The organism is Hymenobacter jejuensis (genome assembly GCF_006337165.1).
In the GTDB taxonomy this organism is placed as follows: Bacteria; Bacteroidota; Bacteroidia; order Cytophagales; family Hymenobacteraceae; genus Hymenobacter; species Hymenobacter jejuensis.
The window spans coordinates 369,601-382,439 of the sequence record NZ_CP040896.1 but is presented as its reverse complement, the minus strand read 5'-3'; the positions used below and the strand labels follow the sequence as shown (position 1 = coordinate 382,439).

The following is a 12,839-nucleotide window of genomic DNA, read 5'->3' as shown; positions in this document are numbered from 1 at the left end:
CAGCCCATGCCACACGTTTCGATGCAGTCGCCGCTTCCTTCTGCTGCTACCCGAGCAGTTTTGCCGCGGGTGCAGGCCATTGACATCGTGCGGGGGCTGGTGATGATCGTGATGGCGCTCGATCACATCCGCGAGTTCTGGAGCCCCACTGCAGTTCGCCCCGAAGACGTGGCCCACGCCTCCATTTTGCTGTTTTTCAGCCGCTGGATAACGCATTTCTGCGCGCCCACTTTCGTATTTCTCTCAGGGACAAGCATTTATCTATACGCTCAAAAACAACCTTCCCAGTCGCGAGTAAGTTGGTTTTTGCTTACACGGGGGTTGTGGCTGGTAGTGCTGGAACTCGTGGTGATCAATTTTTTGCTGCAATGGGGGAGCTACCAGCTGCTGCTGCTGCAAGTGATCTGGGCCATCGGCTGGTCGATGGTGTTGCTGGCCGCCTTGCTCTGGCTGCCGCGGTGGGTACTGGCCGTGCTGTCGTTCGTGATTATTGTTGGCCATAACGCGCTGCCTGATTTTCAGCCCATTACGCCTGATAATGCCATCTGGGCACTGTTGCACCACAGTCCGTTTTTGCTGCCCGTTGGGTCTTTGCCGCCTTTTCTGGTTGCCTACTCGGTGGGGCCGTGGCTGGGCGTAATGCTCGCCGGCTACCTGATCGGGCCGTGGTTTCGGTTGCCGCTGCCGCAGCGAAAACAACGGCTGTGGGCCGCCGGCGCAGGGCTGCTTCTGCTGTTCGTGGCGCTGCGGGCCACCAATTGGTACGGCGACCCGTCGCCGTGGAGTGTTCAGGATAGAGGCTTGATATACACCGTGTTGTCTTTTATTAACATCACGAAGTATCCGCCGTCGCTGCTGTTTTTATCGCTGACGCTGGGCGTGGCTTTGCTGTTGCTCGGAAGCGTGGAGACCGCCACCAGCCGGCTGAGCCAGTGGCTGCGCACCTTCGGGCAGGTGCCGTTTTTCTATTACCTGATGCACTTGCTGCTGATCAGCGTCGGCGCCCTGATCTGGTCTGCTCTGGCGTTCGGAAAGCCCTTCAATTTTTCGTTCGCCACGCCCAAAGACTGGCCGGCCGGTTACCAGCCTAGCTTGCTGCGCGCCTACGTGGTGTGGCTGGCTGTAGTGTTGCTGCTGTACCTGCCTTGTCGCTGGTATCAGCGTTATAAACAGCAACATAGCCATTGGTGGCTGTCGTATTTGTAAGGGCTAGCCGTCTCTGATCGGATCCTTAGCAGCTTAACCCAAGGTGCCTTGAGCGCGTTGTTGTGTTCTCACCCACTCAACCGCACCATGGACTCCGAGCCGATACCGTCGTTCCCTCGCGAGGCGTTTCGCCGCCAAGACGAAACGCCCGACGCCCAGTTTTACCATTTTCCGCGCTTCGTTACGCACATCGACGAAGGAGCTATCGCAGCCGTGACGCAACTCTACCGCGACTATTTGCCTGCGGGCGGTGTGCTGCTGGATCTGATGAGCAGCTGGGTCAGCCATTTGCCGGCCGAAATTGCCTATTCGCGCGTCGTGGGCTTGGGCATGAACGAGCAGGAACTTCGCGCCAACCCGCGGCTGGCCGACTATGTGGTGCAGGACCTTAACCAGAACCCCCAGCTGCCTTTTGAATCAGCTGCTTTTGACGGCACAATGATTTGTGTGTCAATAGATTATCTGACAAAGCCTGTAGAAGTGCTCCGGTGAGTTGGCGCGCGTGCTGAAACCTGATGCGCCGCTGATCATTACGTTTTCCAACCGCTGTTTTCCCAGCAAAGCCATTGCCGCCTGGCACACCCTCGACGACCGCGGACACCTCGCGTTGGTACAGCAGTATCTGCGGGCAGCCGGCGGCTGGCACGCCATTGAGCTGCTCGACCGTAGCCCCCGGCCCCGCATCACCGACCCGCTCTTTGCCGTAATCGGGCGGGCAAGTGGGCCGGCGAAAACACGGTGAAGGTTTTTGCCGGCGGTTACCTAGCGTATAGCCAAGAAAACGCAGCTCAGCAGTACGGCCGAGGCAATGGATTTTGTGAACTGTTTTGACGTAAAAACAGTCTTGTACGAGCGTGTAGCAGCGTCTTGGATACTTGGCTGAGAATTTGCATCAAGTCGGTTCTCTATCACTTAACACACTGTAAACATGTCTCTTAACCTTCTCGATAAGGTAACATCCTCCTTCAAAGGCGAGCCGGTGCGCTTGGCCATTGCCACGGTGGGCGGGAGCGAAGCAGGCGTGGAAAATGCGTTGGGCAGAGCCATTCCGCTGGTCCTGGATAGCTTCATCGATTTGGCGCAGCAGCCCGGTGGCACCGAAGTGCTCTGGAGCATGACCCGCGAGGCCAAGGACGCCGGTATTCTTCCGAATCTGGGCAAGCTCATCAGCACCAACAGTGCCCGCCTACGGCGCGGTACCGAGCTGATGCAGAGCTTGTTGGATGACCGTTACGCCAGCACAGTCGAGGCCATTGCCCGCGCGGCCGGCCTCACCTCTGCGGGCGTGAGCAAGCTGCTGGGCATTACGGTGCCCGTTACGTTGGGCGTGTTGGGGAGCTACATTGCCGAGCAAAACCTGAGCGCGGCCGGCCTAGGCCGGTGGTTGCAAAGTCAGAAGAATAACGTAGTCAATGGGTTAGCGCCCGAAATCGGCGCCTCGCCACCCTGGGCTACTAACGCTGCTGCCAATTTCAAACCCGTTGTTAGGGATTTTGGTGACCAGCCTGATTATCCGATCGGCAAGTCGAAATCAAGCTTCCGCGCCATGCGGTGGCCGGCCTTGGTTGCGGTGATTATAGCGATTGTAGGCGTGGCGTATGCGCTGGGTCGTCGTGATAGTCAAGTGGTTGAAAAAGAGCCAATTATAGTTTACGAAACGGCGCCGACTTCCCCCACGGTCCAGCCCGTAAACCGTATAACGGCGGCGGCCCCTGCGCCAAAGCCGGCTCCGGTTTCTGCCAGTAGCAAGAAGAAGCTTGCCGCGGTCCGGTGGAGCAAGCCGCAAGCCATTCGCGGATCGTTTCGGGTGCTGCCGGCGCGCGCTTACTTCTACGACGAGCCCAAAACCATGCCTTCTAACGGTCGGTACCTGGCCAAAGGCGACGTGATCGTGGCCGAGCAAGAAAGCAACGGCTTTCTCAAAACGCGCTACCTAAACGCGAATAAGGAGCCCGTAGCCGCATGGCTGAAAATCGAAGATTTGGAGAAAGTCGCGCCGTACAAAGCAAAAGCGCTGCCTGCCAAGCCGAAACCCAGTTTCGCCCAAGCCGCGCCTGTTGTTTCAGCCAAAAATCCGGTGGCAACGGCTTCGAAAAACGCCTTCGATTCGGCAGGGGTGACTGGTACGTCAGCCGTTACCCACGCGCCCAAAACAGCAGTTATTCAGACAGATACGGCGTATTTCTTTACCGGCGCCGACCTAATGCATCAGCGCAAGGCCTTCTGCATCAAAGGCGACCGAATTACGCTGGGCGAGGTCACGGACGATGCCATTTTTGCAACGTTCGTCAACTGGAAAAAGCAAAAAACTTCCGGCTGGATGAGCAAAGACGCGCTGGGTTACTAAGCGCGTCAGGCAGCAGCTATTAATATTAAAGAGTTATTACATAAGTATTTGATAGCCAAATATTTGTGTGATAACTCTTTTTGCGTTAAGATTAGAGCTTTCAACGCCAGCAGAATTCCGCATCGGGGCGGTGGTCGGTGGCTTAGCATACGTGGCAGATAACCTGCTTGTAGACAGGCGCAGTGGGCGCGGGGCCGGCTAAAGGTCGGGGCATGGCCATTTGGGCCGACACGATGCCGGTGGGCACGGCAATGATGGCATAGCCCATAATCATCAGCAGCGAGGCCAACGCTTGGCCCAGCACCGTGACGGGCGAAATGTCGCCGTAGCCTACCGTAGTTAGCGTTACGATGGCCCAATAAATGCTTTTTGGAATGCTGGTGAAGCCATTTTGCCCGCCCTCGACCACGTACATCATCGTGCCCATGACGACGACTAGGGTGAAAACGGCAGTCAGGAACACCAGGATCTTGTAGCGGCTGGCTTTCAGAGCATCGGCAATGAATTCGCCTTCGCCCACAAACCGGCCCAGTTTGAAAATTCGAAATACCCGCAGCAACCGTAACGTGCGGATAACCAGCAAGTAACGGCTGCTCGCCAGCAGCAGCGTAGCCAGCGTGGGCACAATGGCCAGAAAATCGATGATGCCCAATAGGCTCAGGGCGTAGGTCATCGGCCGGCGCACGACCAACAGCCGGGCTGCGTATTCGATGAGGAAAAGCCCGGTAAAAAACCACTCGACCCCGCGCAGGTACTGCCCGTAGCGCAAGTCGATACTGCGCACGCTTTCCAGCATAACGGCGGCCACGCTCAGCACAATGGCCACGAGCAACGCCACGTCGAAAGCCCGGCCCGCCGGCGTGTCCGATTCAAAGATGACGCTATAAGCGGCACGCTTCCAGGCCGGATCGGTATGTCGGGGACGAATTTCCATAAGCCAGACTGACGTGCTTGGTAGGCATTTGTTGCGCAGGCAGCCCGAAGGTACTGTCGCAGCGCCCTGCGGCAGCCATCGCTACAATTTTGCTTGAATTCTCTGCTTCAGATGCCCTACATTGCACTGTTCAAAGTTTTAGTTGGGCTCAACATGGCTGCATTTTGAGCTTCCTTCGATCAGTACTTTGACCTGAGTAACAAAGCCTAAACGACCTATTTGTGCAATCTGCGAGCACCGTATTTCTTGTCCGGCCCGTCCGGTTTGCTTTCAACGCCGAAACCGCGCAATCCAACTATTTTCAACATGCCATGGCCGGGCTAACCGATGCGGCCGTGCAGGAGCGGGCCTTTGCCGAATTCGATGCCGCCGTGACGACATTACAGGCGAAAGGCGTGCGGGTGCTGGTGTTCGACGACACGCCGGAGCCGCCCAAACCTGACGCCGTGTTTCCAAACAACTGGCTTACGCTGCACCCCGATGGCACAGTGCTGCTCTATCCGATGTGCGCCCCCAACCGCCGCCCCGAGCGTCGCTCCGATATTCTGGCTGCGTTGCGTAAGCAGTTTATTATCAAGGAGGTAGTTGACTTTTCGGCGCGTGAGCTAGAGGGGAAATTTCTGGAAGGCACGGGCAGTATCCTCTTCGATCACGTGTATGGCGTAGCCTACGCGTGCCTGTCGCCGCGCACCGACGGGGCCTTGTTTGCCGAAGTTGCCAACCGGCTAAACTACCGGCCCATCGCTTTCCACGCCTACGACCACGGCGGCCACGAAATCTATCATACCAACGTGATGATGTGCATTGGGGCCCGGTTTGCGGTGGTGTGCCTGGAAAGCATCACCGACGCCCGCGAACGCGCCGCCGTGACCGCCTCCCTGACGGCTACCAAACACGAAATCATCGAGATTTCGCTGGCGCAGGTGGCGCAGTTTGCCGGCAACATGCTTACGTTGCAGCCCGCCAACGGCCCGGAGATGCTGGTCATGTCGCAAAGTGCGTTCGATGTCCTCACGGCGAGCCAAAGAGAGATGCTCGGCCGCTATTGTGAGCTGGTAACGCTGTCCATCCCCACCATCGAAACCATTGGGGGCGGCAGTGCACGGTGCATGTTGGCGGAAGTGTTTCTGCCCGGCGTCTGAGGCAATCTGAGTACTTTGTGTTTATAAATACTTGATAAGCAAATATTTATAAATAAGCTGTCAACAAAACGCTGCCGGAGCAGGTACTACACGCATTGCGTTCTTACCCCAACCTCAGCAACATGAATTTAGCAGCAAACACCATTTTAATCACCGGCGGAGCGTCCGGCATCGGACTGGCTTTGGCCGAGCGTTTTGTGAAGGCCGGCAGCGAAGTAGTCGTGTGTGGCCGCCGCGCCGATAAGCTGCTGGAAGCCCAGCAAAAAGTGCCCGGTCTGCACACCCGCGTCTGCGACGTGGCCGAGGTAGCCGACCGCGTGGCGTTGCTGGAATGGGTAAAAGCTAACTTTCCGCGGCTGAATGTGCTGGTCAACAATGCTGGCATTCAGCGCCGTACGCAGCTGGCGCAAAACGACGAGCCGTGGGAGAATCACCGACAGGAAATTACCATCAACGTCGACGCGCCCATTCACCTGGCGATGCTGTTTCTGCCGCATCTGCAACAGCAGCAAAATCCGGCCATCATCAACGTGACGTCGGGGTTGGCGTTCGTGCCGGCGGCGTTTGTGCCCATTTATAGCGCTACCAAAGCGGCGTTGCACTCGTTCACGTTGTCGTTACGGCACCAGTTGGCCAACACGCCCGTGCAAGTGCTCGAAGTTGTGCCGCCGGCCGTTGACACCGACCTTGGCGGACCCGGTTTGCACACCTTCGGCGTGCCTGTCGACGAGTTTGCCGACTCCGTTATGCAGCGCCTTGCCAACGGCGAAACGGAGGTTGGCTACGGCTTCTCGGAGAAGTCCCGGTTGGCCTCTCGGCAGGAAGCCGATGCGATTTTTCAGCAGATGAACAACCGGTAAGCAGCATAGCCGAAGGCTTGTTTCGAATTGCTTCGGATAGGATGCAACTGTTTGTAAGTCAGTAATTTAACTTCATAAGGCTATGTCTTTCGTCGTGCGTCGTGCTGAGGTCTCCGACATTCCGGCGATGCACGTTGTGCGGATGGCGGTGCGCGAAAACCAGCTCCGGACGCCTGGCCTTGTTACCGAGCAGCACTACCGCGAAATGCTAATCGAACGCGGGGTCGGCTGGGTAGCCGAAAGCGCCGGGCGCATCGTAGGGTTTGCGGTAATGGATGCCGTGGCGCAAAGCGTGTGGGCGCTGTTCGTGGAGCCCGATTGGGAACAGCGCGGCGTTGGCTCGGCGTTGCACAGTGCGTTGCTCACGTGGTGTGCCGAGCGTGGGTTGCCGCGCCTGACCTTAAGCACGGCTCCGGGCACCCGCGCCGAGCAGTTTTATCTGGCGAAAGGGTGGGAGCCAAAAGGCTCGACCAAAAGCGGCGAAGTATTATTTGAGATGGTTTTATAACTAATTGGATATAAATAAGTTATGATTTATCGACGTTAGCGTTGGGTAGGCTGAACGGTTGGTCTTTGGCCTCGACTACGGCGCGCGTTTTGGGCAAGCACTCCGGATATTTTTGCTGCACAAAGGCCACCAGCTTTTCGCGTACTTCACAACGCAGGTCGAAGGCTTCGCTGGAGTTTCCGGCGCTAACTAGGGCGCGTAACTCTAGGGTATGTTCTTTAGAGTCAGTGACTTGTAGCACACAGGTGCGTTGGTCCCAGAGGGTGCTGGCCCTGACAATGAGCTGGAGTTCGTCGCGTACTGCTTCGACGGGAATGGTGTAATCGGTGTAGAGGAACACCGTGCCCAGCAGCTGCGACGAAGTGCGCGTCCAGTTCTGAAAGGGCTTTTCGATGAAGTAGTTCAGGGGCAATACGAGGCGGCGTTGGTCCCAGATGCGCAGCACGACGTAGGTGAATGTGATTTCCTCCACGCGGCCCCATTCGCCCTCAACCACCAGCACGTCGTCGATGCGAATGGGCTGGGTGAAGGCGAGTTGGAAGCCCGCCAGCAGGTTGCTGATGGAGCGCTGGGCCGCAAAACCAATGATGACGCTGGCAATTCCGGCCGAGGTGAGCAGGCCCGTCCCGATTTTGCGCACCGTGGCAAAACTCATCAGCACCAGGGCCGCAGCGATGAAAATGATCAGCGAAACGGCCAGCTTGCGCACAAACTGCAATTGGGTAAAGAGTTTGCGTACCCGCAAATTGTCGCCGCTCTCGATCTGGTAGTGGTGCGTGATTAAGTCCTCGATGACGTTGACCACCTTCACCAGGCACCAGGCAAACGTGATGGTCAGGCTGGCTTCCACTACGCGCCGCATCACCTCGAAGGGCTTGGGTGCCAGCGGCGCCAGCGGCAACGCAAACGACAACACCAGCACCGGGATGAAATAGCTGCTGGGCCGACTCAGATGCCTCGTAATGGACTGCGTCAGCAGGTACCCTTCGCGCCGGGTGTAACCCCTTATGATAGTGGCCAATACCACTTTGATCAGCAAGCCCACCAGCAGGCTCCCGACCACGATTGACACGGTATACAACGGGTCCTGAAACCTTTCGGGCAGGTCGGAAAGAATGGAGCGCATGGCGAGGCAGGGCTTTCGGAAAGGCAGATGACCGCGCGGGTCAAGAGCATGTTACCCCGAACCGCCCGCAAAAGTTATCGCCGCCCGCAGTTGTTGGTGGCCTTTTTCTGGAGTTGTTATAGGATTATAACGCGGCATGTGCGTGGCTAGTAAACGGTTGAGTACGGCGCCGTGGCGGGCATATTAGGAAGGAATCAGGCAAACTAAACCAAGGTACGTGGCGCAGCTTGTGCCACCGTAAGTGATCGATAGGGTATGCACCATATCATTTATATGAGTTCTGCCGTGCAGCAGATGACTGACGACGAGTTGAAAGAATTGCTGCTGCGCGCGCAGGCCAACAACCAGGCCTTGGGCGTCACGGGCTTGTTGCTGTATAGCAATGGCAGCATCATGCAAATCCTTGAAGGCCAAGAGAGTGTGGTGCAGGCGCTGTATGAGAAGCTGCTAACCGATCCGCGGCATACTGGCGTCATCAAAGTAGCCGACAAAGCCATTGAGGAGCGCAGCTTCGCGGGCTGGTCGATGGGGTTTCAGCCGGTTGCCCCCGAGGAATTCGCGCAGCTAGTCGGGTACGTGGACCCTGACAGCATTGATTTTAGGAACTCAGGCATCGGTGCCGCCGACGCACTGCTGCTGCAAACGCTGCTCTCTTTCGTCGTAACCAATGATCAGCAGACGGATGAGGCAAAAGGGTAGCTTGTGGTTGTTTAAATGCTTGATTGTCAATTAAATACAAAGGCTCGGCTTCTTCGCAAAAAGAAACCGAGCCTTTATGTTGTAAGCCGTTTATTGCGAGCTACTTAGCCGTGATTACCAACTTTTGCGATTGCGCTTTGTCGCTGAAACGCACATAATACAGGCCCGCTGGCAGGCCCACGTTCTGTACCTGCATGGTACTGGTGCCGCTGGCTACGTTTTCCTGCCACACCACTTGGCCCGTGCTGTTCACGATCTGGACGCGGCTGGGCTCCGTGGTAGGTGCCGTAAGCAGCATGCGAAAGCCGGCCTGCGTCGGGTTGGGGTAGAGGGTCGCAATGCGGGCACTCACGGCCGCGCAATCGACGGGCTGCACCGACGAATATGTGACGGTGCCATCCTGGTCGAGCATGGCCAAGCGATAATAGCTGCGGCCCGGCACGGGCGCCTCGTCCTGCGCGGTGTAGCGATGGCCGGTGCTGGAGTTGGTTGCGGCCACGGTCACCACGGGTTGCCATTTCGTACCGTCGGTGCTACGCTCCACCACAAACGAGGCCGCGTCTTTCTCCGAAGCCGTCGTCCAGGCCAGCGCTACCCGATTGAGCTTGCTTTGGGCCGTAAAGCTGGTCAGCTCCACCGGCAAGGGGAGGGCACCCGCAAAGCTCACGGCGTCGCCCCGCGAGCAGCCAAACACCGCCCCGTACGACTCGCCCGAGAAGTTGCCGAATACGTGATCGATCTTGTAAATCGTACCGCCATCCGCATCCACGGCGTACACATTCTCAAAGCGGTCGGTGAACATGGCCCCAATGTTCTGGGCCGTCGGGATAGGGGTGGTCGGAGTGGTGGTGGTAGCCACCGGCAACACAGCGGGGTTGCTAATGGTCAGCAGCTTATCCTCTATGCCGAGGTAGCTCACCAGGTTGCCTGTACTCGGGATATACACCCAGTCCTGGATGCCCCCGTCAGGCACGGCAGTAGTGCCGTTGCTTCTTATAAATGTCTGAACTTGAGTAGTATAATTGCTGATAACAGCGGCTGTAGCAGGATCGGAGGTGTTCAATTGGTGCCACACCGGCGCAGGCGGACTTGCGGAGGAAATGCCGGCCAACGAAATCACGCCTACGTACAGCTTAACCTCCGATACAACGCCCGAGGGCGAAGGTAAGTTGAGTATATCGGACGTCGGAAAGCTATAGCGCAGCGTAACGGCGCCTACATAGTAATTGGAGTTGCGGTCGCCGTCGCCGATGAAATTAAAGGTTTGTGAAAAGCCAATTGAGGAAGTGAAAAACCCAAACGTGGGTGCCGGCGCCGGCGGCGGCGTCACGGGACCCAGCCTGGTGGCCGCCGCGTTGGTCAGACTGATGCTGTACAAATTTGGCGGTGTGTTGAGGTCGGTAAAAGAAGTAGGAATGACTACGTTCATGCCGTACAACACATTCTGATTTGCAACGTCAAAGCCCAAGGCGTTGATCATCAGCGGTGTACCGCCCTCCGAAACGGTGCCGATAGGCGTGAGCGAACCGCCCACGTTGATTTTTTGCAACACTGACGGGTTATTATCGGCGGCGGGGCACGCCGAGGTAACCGCGAAACTGTTGGTGGGGACCTGCGCTTTCGCTATGAAAAAACACAAAACCGCCGACACAGTAAGTACAAAGTGTTTCATATGGGTAGGCAAGAAAAATAAATTATAGTCTGCAGCGCGGTAGTGAAGGCACGTAGCCTATGGCAATCCTTCTACTCCACTTTACAAAAAAAGATCTCTGGAATTGGTAATCAATCTACTGATTGTTATAAAATATATCAAGATAATTTAATGCAATGGATTTCCAATTTACCAACACCATGAAGTTGGAAGGTGGACAGTGGGGTAAATGAGCATTGTTTATAAAATATTGATATACAATTACTTGTGCTGAGGTTTGTGTTCTTGCAGGGGCAACCTGCGGAGCGCATCCCAAGGGCCGCCGCGGTAGGCCCATAGTTGTAAGGCAGTGCCCAGCACTTCAAAAGGCGCAAATTCGGCCGTAAGCTGCTGGTATAGTAATCGGGCAACTTCCGGGGTTACTTTATTTTGGATGGTCACATGGGGGCGGCGCTTTTGCTGGTCTTGGGACGTAAGATCGGGCAGCCACTGCGTTTGTAGCTCCCGGTGCAACTGTTGCAGCTCGTGGCTTTCGAGGGCATAAGCCACCCCACGGCCCAGAAATTGTACTCCCGTAACTGCCAGTGCTATAATAGGTTGGGTGCGGCAACGTAACGCAAGCGCCTCGCTAATCTCGGAGAAGCGGTGGCCGGGCAAGTGGTGAAAAAGCGTCAGGTGGGCGTCGAGGTAGTTGCGCTCACGCGGAAAATGCTGCCGGCGCAGCTCATTGAAGAATGCGGTGGACTTTTCATCCAATTCCAAGGTCAGAATCAGGGGCGCGTCCAGAGTAGGCGTTTGCATCCTAAGCGGCTGAAGGGTGCAATAAGTCGATGCTTTGTACGATTTTACCACCCAGCCGTTGCAAGTCTTCCTTGGCTTTCTCAAAGCCTTCCGGGTCGATAGGCCGGGAAGCATCTTCGATCAGAAACGTGTCAAAGCCTTCCTGGAGCGCGTCTTTCGCCGTGAAATACACGCAATAATCGCCGGCCAGACCCGCCACGTACACCTGGTTTATGCCTTTGCCGCGAAGGTAGTCAGCCAAGCCCGTTGATTTCTGATGGCCATTGTCGAAAAAACCACTGTAGCTGTCGATTTCCGGATCGGTGCCTTTCCTGAAGATGGCTTCTATCTTATTGGTTACAAGGTCTTTGTGTAAATCCGCGCCTGCGGTGCCCTGCTCGCAGTGATCGGGCCACAGCACTTGGTCTGCCCCGTGCAGCTTTACGACGTCAAAAGGCTGGTGGCCCGCGTGGCTGGAGGCGAAGCTCTTGTGGTGATGCGGATGCCAGTCCTGCGTGGCCACTACCAGATCAAAATGCGGCTGCAACTCGTTCAGCAGCGAAATTACTTCGTCGCCTGCGGGTACGGCAAGGGCGCCGCCGGGCACAAAATCGTTTTGAACATCAATCACTAAGAGAGCTTTCATGCGGTCGGGTAAGGCTTGGCCGGGCCGAACAGGCAGCGGGCAAAACGGGCTTCGCTACGTCGGCAGCGGTTTTACGTAGCTGCGCCGCAAAAGCTGCTATTTCCCGGCCGACGGATTGAGCACTTCCAGCACCAGTCGCCAGTGCTTGGCCGTTTCGTGCTTCCAGATGTGTAAATAAGCACCTGAGTTAGTCGCCTGTTGGTCAGCCTGATAGGTGCCGTACGTGTAAGCCAGGTCGCCGGCTTGCGAAACCTGGCTGCGCATGGGCTGAAACTTCAGCGGCGCTTGTGCCGCCAGGTTTTGGCGTTGCAGTTGGGGCGTGGTCAGCGGAAATTGGTCGGGGCGGTTGAGGCGCGCTTCGGAGCTCATAACCGCCGCGTAGGCTTTGGCCATGCCCTTGGCCCGAATGGCCGCCGTAAATTGCCGCTCCAGAGTCATAATATCAGCGCTTTGATCCTTTGAGGCGTGGCCGGGCGCGGTGGCATAGGCAACGGTGGTCGGGATGCTATCGGGTTCAGGAGCAGCGTGTTGTACGCCGATGTCCGCCACAAATTTTAGCTGCTGGTCGGGTTGCCGCACCCACACCGTATGGTAGTGACCGTGCGCCACGCGCTTGCCGCCGGCCTCGATGTACCACGGCCCAGTGGTATAGCCCATGTCGCCGGAGCTGGCCGCGTCGGCAAATTCGGGTCCCCAAGTGATCGTGGGCTGGTGGTCGGGGGTAGCTAGCCAGTAGGGGCGAGCCAGCGTAGGTTTGCCTTTCGGAAACACCACCGCCGAATCGGCCATATTGCTCAGGAAAGCCGCTTTTGTACCCAGTTCGGCCGCCGATTTGGCAAATTTTCGCTCGGCTGCTACTATTGCTCCGACCGGTTTTTGCGCCAGTGTAGACAGCGAAGAGGCAAGCAGCACGGCGGCTGCACAACAGAAAAGGCGCATA

14 protein-coding genes are annotated in these 12,839 nt (G+C 56.9%); 8 read left to right on the top strand and 6 right to left on the bottom strand.

Features of this window, described 5'->3' with window-relative positions:
- Positions 1 to 6 precede the first annotated feature (6 nt).
- The 4 genes from FHG12_RS01370 (at position 7) to FHG12_RS01360 (ending at position 3,553) form a co-directional block, all read left to right on the top strand.
- The gene (locus FHG12_RS01370) at positions 7 to 1,206 is read left to right on the top strand and encodes a DUF1624 domain-containing protein (protein WP_139513838.1); all 1,200 of its coding nucleotides are present in this window, start codon (positions 7 to 9) and stop codon (positions 1,204 to 1,206) included.
- Positions 1,207 to 1,254: 48 nt separating this feature from the next.
- Positions 1,255 to 1,698, top strand: a complete 444-nt coding sequence (locus FHG12_RS21090) for a hypothetical protein (protein WP_230471252.1) — start codon at positions 1,255 to 1,257, stop codon at positions 1,696 to 1,698.
- 10 nt (positions 1,699 to 1,708) lie between these two features.
- Entirely contained in the window at positions 1,709 to 1,948 is a 240-nt protein-coding gene (locus FHG12_RS21085) for a hypothetical protein (RefSeq protein ID WP_230471251.1), read from the top strand.
- 186 nt (positions 1,949 to 2,134) lie between these two features.
- Positions 2,135 to 3,553, top strand: a complete 1,419-nt coding sequence (locus tag FHG12_RS01360) for a DUF937 domain-containing protein (RefSeq protein ID WP_139513836.1) — start codon at positions 2,135 to 2,137, stop codon at positions 3,551 to 3,553.
- 142 nt (positions 3,554 to 3,695) lie between these two features.
- On the opposite strand, the gene FHG12_RS01355 is transcribed toward FHG12_RS01360, so the two are convergent.
- Positions 3,696 to 4,487, bottom strand: a complete 792-nt coding sequence (locus FHG12_RS01355; RefSeq protein ID WP_139513834.1) for an ion transporter — start codon at positions 4,485 to 4,487, stop codon at positions 3,696 to 3,698.
- Between the two features lie 221 nt (positions 4,488 to 4,708).
- Here FHG12_RS01355 and ctlX point away from each other — a divergent pair, with 221 nt between their 5' ends.
- From ctlX to FHG12_RS01340, 3 genes are all read left to right on the top strand, one after another.
- Positions 4,709 to 5,629, top strand: coding sequence for a citrulline utilization hydrolase CtlX (ctlX, locus tag FHG12_RS01350; RefSeq protein WP_139513833.1), 921 nt, complete (start codon positions 4,709 to 4,711; stop codon positions 5,627 to 5,629).
- Positions 5,630 to 5,751: 122 nt separating this feature from the next.
- The gene (locus FHG12_RS01345) at positions 5,752 to 6,489 is read left to right on the top strand and encodes an SDR family oxidoreductase (protein ID WP_139513830.1); all 738 of its coding nucleotides are present in this window, start codon (positions 5,752 to 5,754) and stop codon (positions 6,487 to 6,489) included.
- A gap of 82 nt (positions 6,490 to 6,571) precedes the next feature.
- Positions 6,572 to 6,997, top strand: coding sequence for a GNAT family N-acetyltransferase (locus tag FHG12_RS01340; protein ID WP_230471250.1), 426 nt, complete (start codon positions 6,572 to 6,574; stop codon positions 6,995 to 6,997).
- A 19-nt stretch (positions 6,998 to 7,016) separates the two neighbouring features.
- Here the strand turns inward: FHG12_RS01340 and FHG12_RS01335 are convergent, their stop codons facing one another.
- On the bottom strand, positions 7,017 to 8,123 hold the full coding sequence (locus FHG12_RS01335; protein ID WP_139513829.1) for a mechanosensitive ion channel family protein: 1,107 nt from the start codon (positions 8,121 to 8,123) through the stop codon (positions 7,017 to 7,019).
- Positions 8,124 to 8,396: 273 nt separating this feature from the next.
- Between FHG12_RS01335 and FHG12_RS01330 the strand changes: the two genes are divergently transcribed.
- Entirely contained in the window at positions 8,397 to 8,822 is a 426-nt protein-coding gene (locus FHG12_RS01330) for a BLUF domain-containing protein (protein WP_165699270.1), read from the top strand.
- A gap of 100 nt (positions 8,823 to 8,922) precedes the next feature.
- On the opposite strand, the gene FHG12_RS01325 is transcribed toward FHG12_RS01330, so the two are convergent.
- The 4 genes from FHG12_RS01325 to FHG12_RS01310 form a co-directional block, all read right to left on the bottom strand.
- Entirely contained in the window at positions 8,923 to 10,494 is a 1,572-nt protein-coding gene (locus FHG12_RS01325) for a T9SS type A sorting domain-containing protein (RefSeq protein ID WP_139513824.1), read from the bottom strand.
- A gap of 240 nt (positions 10,495 to 10,734) precedes the next feature.
- Complete coding sequence (locus tag FHG12_RS01320; protein ID WP_139513822.1) at positions 10,735 to 11,274, bottom strand: 2'-5' RNA ligase family protein; 540 nt, start codon at positions 11,272 to 11,274, stop codon at positions 10,735 to 10,737.
- 1 nt (position 11,275) lies between these two features.
- The gene (gene pncA, locus FHG12_RS01315; RefSeq protein WP_139513821.1) at positions 11,276 to 11,899 is read right to left on the bottom strand and encodes a bifunctional nicotinamidase/pyrazinamidase; all 624 of its coding nucleotides are present in this window, start codon (positions 11,897 to 11,899) and stop codon (positions 11,276 to 11,278) included.
- A 96-nt stretch (positions 11,900 to 11,995) separates the two neighbouring features.
- Positions 11,996 to 12,838 carry a YybH family protein gene (locus FHG12_RS01310; protein WP_139513819.1) on the bottom strand — a complete coding sequence of 281 codons (843 nt, stop codon included), beginning with the start codon at positions 12,836 to 12,838 and terminating at the stop codon, positions 11,996 to 11,998.
- Position 12,839: the final 1 nt, after the last annotated feature.

What these genes read in the sequence shown, in the direction of transcription:
- FHG12_RS01370 (WP_139513838.1), top strand. Translation starts at nt 7, where the DNA reads ATGCCACACGTTTCGATGCAGTCGCCGCTTCCTTCTGCTGCTACCCGA.
- FHG12_RS01360 (WP_139513836.1), top strand. Translation starts at nt 2,135, where the DNA reads ATGTCTCTTAACCTTCTCGATAAGGTAACATCCTCCTTCAAAGGCGAG.
- FHG12_RS01355 (WP_139513834.1), bottom strand. Translation starts at nt 4,487, where the DNA reads ATGGAAATTCGTCCCCGACATACCGATCCGGCCTGGAAGCGTGCCGCT.
- FHG12_RS01345 (WP_139513830.1), top strand. Translation starts at nt 5,752, where the DNA reads ATGAATTTAGCAGCAAACACCATTTTAATCACCGGCGGAGCGTCCGGC.
- FHG12_RS01340 (WP_230471250.1), top strand. Translation starts at nt 6,572, where the DNA reads ATGTCTTTCGTCGTGCGTCGTGCTGAGGTCTCCGACATTCCGGCGATG.
- FHG12_RS01335 (WP_139513829.1), bottom strand. Translation starts at nt 8,123, where the DNA reads ATGCGCTCCATTCTTTCCGACCTGCCCGAAAGGTTTCAGGACCCGTTG.
- FHG12_RS01330 (WP_165699270.1), top strand. Translation starts at nt 8,397, where the DNA reads ATGAGTTCTGCCGTGCAGCAGATGACTGACGACGAGTTGAAAGAATTG.
- FHG12_RS01325 (WP_139513824.1), bottom strand. Translation starts at nt 10,494, where the DNA reads ATGAAACACTTTGTACTTACTGTGTCGGCGGTTTTGTGTTTTTTCATA.
- FHG12_RS01320 (WP_139513822.1), bottom strand. Translation starts at nt 11,274, where the DNA reads ATGCAAACGCCTACTCTGGACGCGCCCCTGATTCTGACCTTGGAATTG.
- pncA (WP_139513821.1), bottom strand. Translation starts at nt 11,899, where the DNA reads ATGAAAGCTCTCTTAGTGATTGATGTTCAAAACGATTTTGTGCCCGGC.
- FHG12_RS01310 (WP_139513819.1), bottom strand. Translation starts at nt 12,838, where the DNA reads ATGCGCCTTTTCTGTTGTGCAGCCGCCGTGCTGCTTGCCTCTTCGCTG.